6 protein-coding genes are annotated in these 4,096 nt (G+C 60.9%); 2 read left to right on the top strand and 4 right to left on the bottom strand.

The window, feature by feature from the left end; all coding sequences use genetic code 11:
- Positions 1 to 394: 394 nt before the first annotated feature.
- The 4 genes from EN925_RS25860 to EN925_RS25840 form a co-directional block, all read right to left on the bottom strand.
- Positions 395 to 670: a DUF1488 domain-containing protein gene (locus EN925_RS25860; RefSeq protein WP_127366030.1), complete on the bottom strand. Its 276-nt coding sequence runs from the start codon at positions 668 to 670 to the stop codon at positions 395 to 397.
- Positions 671 to 1,003: 333 nt separating this feature from the next.
- Complete coding sequence (locus EN925_RS25850; protein ID WP_024505330.1) at positions 1,004 to 1,228, bottom strand: hypothetical protein; 225 nt, start codon at positions 1,226 to 1,228, stop codon at positions 1,004 to 1,006.
- Between the two features lie 96 nt (positions 1,229 to 1,324).
- On the bottom strand, positions 1,325 to 1,684 hold the full coding sequence (locus EN925_RS25845) for a hypothetical protein (RefSeq protein ID WP_064994922.1): 360 nt from the start codon (positions 1,682 to 1,684) through the stop codon (positions 1,325 to 1,327).
- Entirely contained in the window at positions 1,684 to 1,944 is a 261-nt protein-coding gene (locus EN925_RS25840; protein WP_128337027.1) for a hypothetical protein, read from the bottom strand. Before EN925_RS25840 ends, EN925_RS25845 begins: the two co-directional genes overlap by 1 nt.
- Positions 1,945 to 2,437: 493 nt before the next feature.
- Between EN925_RS25840 and EN925_RS25835 the strand changes: the two genes are divergently transcribed.
- Positions 2,438 to 2,800 (top strand): co-chaperone GroES, encoded by a 363-nt coding sequence (locus EN925_RS25835; RefSeq protein ID WP_013530533.1) that lies wholly within the window; start codon positions 2,438 to 2,440, stop codon positions 2,798 to 2,800.
- A 33-nt stretch (positions 2,801 to 2,833) separates the two neighbouring features.
- On the top strand, positions 2,834 to 4,096 hold a 1,263-nt coding region (gene groL / locus EN925_RS25830; RefSeq protein ID WP_128337026.1), incomplete at its 3' end, for a chaperonin GroEL.

The raw sequence follows: 4,096 nt of genomic DNA, 5'->3' as shown, positions 1-4,096 counted from the left end.
GGTGCTGCTTGAGGAGTTCGACGACGCGCTGAAGGAGGCTCGGCCGACTTCAAAAAGCGTGGGCGCATCCTCAAGATTATACTTTTCGGATCCTATGCGCGTGGCGGCTGGATCGACGAGCCGCATTTTCGGCAGCGGCAGAGCATCACGGGCTTCTTCAACAAGGAGCCTGACAAGGGCATGTCGGCGATCGAGTATTGCCGCACGGCGGCCCTTGGCGGTCGGCAGCGGTCGCGCCGTCGCCGACTTCGGCCGCAGATCGAAATCCCCATAGCCATCGACTGTGCCCCGCGGGTTCCTTCCTCGGGGACTTTCGTACGCCTGCCGGCGCCCGAAACTCTTCACGGAAGCAGAAGGTGCGGTTCTGAAACGAACTGGCCAGAAAAGGGCTCCCCTACCGGAAATCGGCGGCAGTCAAAGTGTAAGAGCTGCGGCGGTCGCGAGAATCGGCTTTGCTGGCAATCTTGTGAATGGATGATCGCAAGGTGTCGAAAGCTGAAAGGCATTTTGTTTCCGACGCCGTTGTCCCCACCAAGGCGATGTCCGATTTTGCCAGCGCCGCGATCTCGACGAAGAAACGCACCTCGAACATGCAGTCATGGCCGGTGAAGCGGACGGCGTTGCGGGCTTCATCGAAACTGCGGCTGGGATTGGGAAAGGAGAGCGTCATGATTGGCCCGCCGCTCTCTCGCGCGGGACAATAGGCGGCGCGGTAATCCACGCCGTGCGACGCTCGGCATTGCGCTGGTTGAGGGGGTCAACATGCGGCGTGTCGCATCGGGGCGGCTGAGGCCGGCCATGGCAACGCCGTCTCCGTGTGCCGGAATTCCCGAGAAGACGTGATAGACGGTCCAGGAACGATCCGCTTCACGCGGCGTCCGTATTGGCGATTTGTGAAGTCGCGTCCCGGCGCGCCACTTTCGTGTTCCCAAATCCGAAGCGCGGCGGCATTGCACTGCCAATCGGTTTCAGTGTTGCGGACAATCGTGACGTTGGCCTTTCCTCATTTAATCGCTTCAGAGGCGAGAACGCCCGAATAGAGCGTTGCGCCATTCGTGTCGGCGATCGTCATGGCGTCCGGCCGCTGTGGCATGTTCAGGGTCCCAGCCAAAAGCCTGGCGATTTCGATCGCATCTTCGAGGTCGGCGGCTTCCGCCGTCTCGCGGCCGAGCACGGCATGCGCATCGTCCGCTTCGCGGGTGCGATAGAATTCGATCACGATCTTCATCGCCGTCCCGTCTCGCCGTGTCAGTTCTTGCCTTTGCCGCGCGGGGCGCTGATCTTGGCGGTAAGCCTGGTCTGGGCACCGAACACGCTTTCAGGCTTAGGCAGTGCCTTTTCCAGCTTCGGCTTCCTGATTTCCCGGCTCGAGCGTTTCTGTCCCTTTGACATGTGCGAACGTCCTTTCAGAGAGTGTTATGATGTCACTGGGCGACGTGGCGACCGGTTCGAGACTGTCCTGGGTCGCCACCCGTTCATGACGTTCGCCGTCGCTGCGGATGCGGTATTGCAGCGAATCTCCCCTCGCAGGGAGCGTGGCCCTGATGCGGTAGATTTCCGCGGTCTGTGGAAACGTGCCAAAGCCGCCCTTCAGCCGGACAGCCTGTCCGACGGCAAACAGATGCGTTGCGGCTTCGCGGCGGATCGGGCGTGGGTTGCGTTGCATCAGGGTTGTGGTTTTCATCATTGTCTCTGGTCCTGCTCCAGTGCGGCTTCAAGCGATGCCGGTTCGATCGGCACCATCTGCTGCGTGGCTCCGACGGCGGAGATCGCCGGCAGGTGAATGAAGGTGGCCACGCGGCGCCATGCGATCAGCGAAGCCCCTTCGAGAGCTTCCTCGTCTTGATCGACGCGATACGCTCCAGGTGGTTGCGGCGTATCGAAGCCAGGCAGCGAAAACGCCGCCCCGAAGCGAACGATTGAAGATGTGGTGCGGCTGGTCATCAGTTGCGGCTTCCCGCGGAAACGCACGACGCCTTTCCGTATCATTCCCACTCGAACCGCCGGAGCGATGCCCGACGCTGCCAGTATATCCGTGGTCAGCGTCGGTTTCATTCCAGGGTTCGAGCGGGACGAAATGTGCGCCGGATCGGCTCATGCACTCGTTTTCGAGAATTGGTGGTGAATCGCAGGACTCTGACACAAAGCCAACTCTACCAAATCAACGAGCTTTACATATGCGCCTCAATTGCGTTGCAAACAAGGTCTCGGCGCCTTTTCTTTTTGGCTTTTAAATAACAAATCGATGTCCGTGAAATTCAAGGCGGCAGAAAGTTTTCCGCCAACGCAAATAAATTCTGCGAGGCTCGAAATTATTTCGTTCGATTGTTTGGGGCATACACGAGAATTAATTCTGGCATTCCTATCTATCGAGTGCCAACGCGTCTATAGAGGAGGGGCGTGGCCGCCTGTGCCGGCCCCCAGAAAGAAAGTTCCCATGAAATTTCGGCCACTCCACGACCGCGTCGTCATTCGTCGCGCCGAAGGCGATATCAAATCCAAGGGCGGGATCATCATCCCCGACACTGCCAAGGAAAAGCCGCAGGAGGGCGAAGTCATCGCTGTCGGCCCTGGCGCACGCGACGAAAACGGCGCGCTTGTTCCGCTCGACGTCAAGGCCGGCGACTTCATCCTGTTCGGCAAATGGTCGGGCACCGAGGTCAAGATCGACGGCGAGGACCTTCTGATCATGAAGGAAGCCGACATTATGGGCGTCATCGACAAGGACGAGACTGGCATCATCGACAAGGGCGAGACCGCTGCAACCGACAAGACCGTGGCCGCCAAGAAAGCTGCCTGACCTTATTTTCTCCGAACGTACTGGATAAAAATCATGTCTGCCAAGGAAATCAAATTCTCCACCGACGCGCGCGACCGCATGCTGCGCGGCGTCGAGATCCTTACCAATGCTGTGAAGGTCACGCTCGGCCCCAAGGGCCGCAACGTCATCATCGACAAGGCCTACGGCGCGCCGCGCATCACCAAGGACGGCGTCACCGTCGCCAAGGAAATCGAGCTTGCCGACAAGTTCGAGAACATGGGCGCCCAGATGGTGCGCGAAGTGGCCTCGAAGACCAACGACCTCGCCGGTGACGGCACCACCACCGCCACGGTGCTGGCCGCCTCGATCCTGCGCGAAGGCGCCAAGCTGGTCGCCGCCGGCATGAATCCCATGGATTTGAAGCGCGGCATCGACCAGGCGGTTTCCGCCGTGGTCAAGGAAATCCAGGCGCGCGCCAAGAAGGTCAAGTCGTCGGCCGAGATCGCACAGGTCGGCACCATCGCCGCCAATGGCGATGCCAGCGTCGGCGAGATGATCGCCAAGGCGATGGACAAGGTCGGCAATGACGGCGTCATCACCGTCGAGGAAGCCAAGACCGCAGAGACCGAACTCGACGTCGTCGAAGGCATGCAGTTCGACCGCGGCTATCTCTCGCCCTATTTCGTCACCAATGCCGACAAGATGCGCGTCGAGCTGGAAGAGCCCTACATCCTCATCCACGAGAAGAAGCTCGGCAATCTGCAGGCGATGCTGCCGATCCTCGAAGCGGTGGTGCAGAGCGGCAGGCCGCTGCTGATCATCTCCGAGGACGTCGAGGGCGAGGCTCTGGCGACGCTGGTCGTCAACAAGCTGCGCGGCGGCCTCAAGGTCGCGGCCGTCAAGGCGCCTGGCTTCGGCGATCGCCGCAAAGCGATGCTGGAAGACATCGCCGTGCTCACGTCGGGCCAGATGATCTCCGAGGACCTCGGCATCAAGCTCGAAAACGTCACCATCGAGATGCTCGGCCGCGCCAAGCGCGTGCTGATCGAGAAGGACACCACCACGATCATCGACGGTGCCGGCACCAAGGCGACCATCCAGGCGCGCGTCGCTCAGATCAAGGGCCAGATCGAGGAGACGACGTCAGACTACGACAAGGAAAAGCTGCAGGAGCGGCTGGCCAAGCTCGCCGGCGGCGTTGCCGTCATCCGCGTCGGCGGCGTCACCGAGTCGGAAGTCAAGGAAAAGAAGGACCGCATCGACGATGCGCTGAACGCCACCCGCGCGGCGGTCGAGGAAGGCATCGTGCCCGGCGGCGGCGTCGCTCTGCTGCGT

Source organism: Mesorhizobium sp. M7A.F.Ca.US.006.04.2.1 (assembly GCF_004022915.1).
Taxonomy (GTDB): domain Bacteria; phylum Pseudomonadota; class Alphaproteobacteria; order Rhizobiales; family Rhizobiaceae; genus Mesorhizobium; species Mesorhizobium ciceri.
Note: the sequence above shows the minus strand (reverse complement) of the source record. Positions and strands in the feature narration are given on the sequence as shown.

What these genes read in the sequence shown, in the direction of transcription:
- EN925_RS25860 (WP_127366030.1), bottom strand. Translation starts at nt 670, where the DNA reads ATGACGCTCTCCTTTCCCAATCCCAGCCGCAGTTTCGATGAAGCCCGC.
- EN925_RS25840 (WP_128337027.1), bottom strand. Translation starts at nt 1,944, where the DNA reads ATGACCAGCCGCACCACATCTTCAATCGTTCGCTTCGGGGCGGCGTTT.
- EN925_RS25835 (WP_013530533.1), top strand. Translation starts at nt 2,438, where the DNA reads ATGAAATTTCGGCCACTCCACGACCGCGTCGTCATTCGTCGCGCCGAA.
- EN925_RS25845 (WP_064994922.1), bottom strand. Translation starts at nt 1,684, where the DNA reads ATGAAAACCACAACCCTGATGCAACGCAACCCACGCCCGATCCGCCGC.
- EN925_RS25850 (WP_024505330.1), bottom strand. Translation starts at nt 1,228, where the DNA reads ATGAAGATCGTGATCGAATTCTATCGCACCCGCGAAGCGGACGATGCG.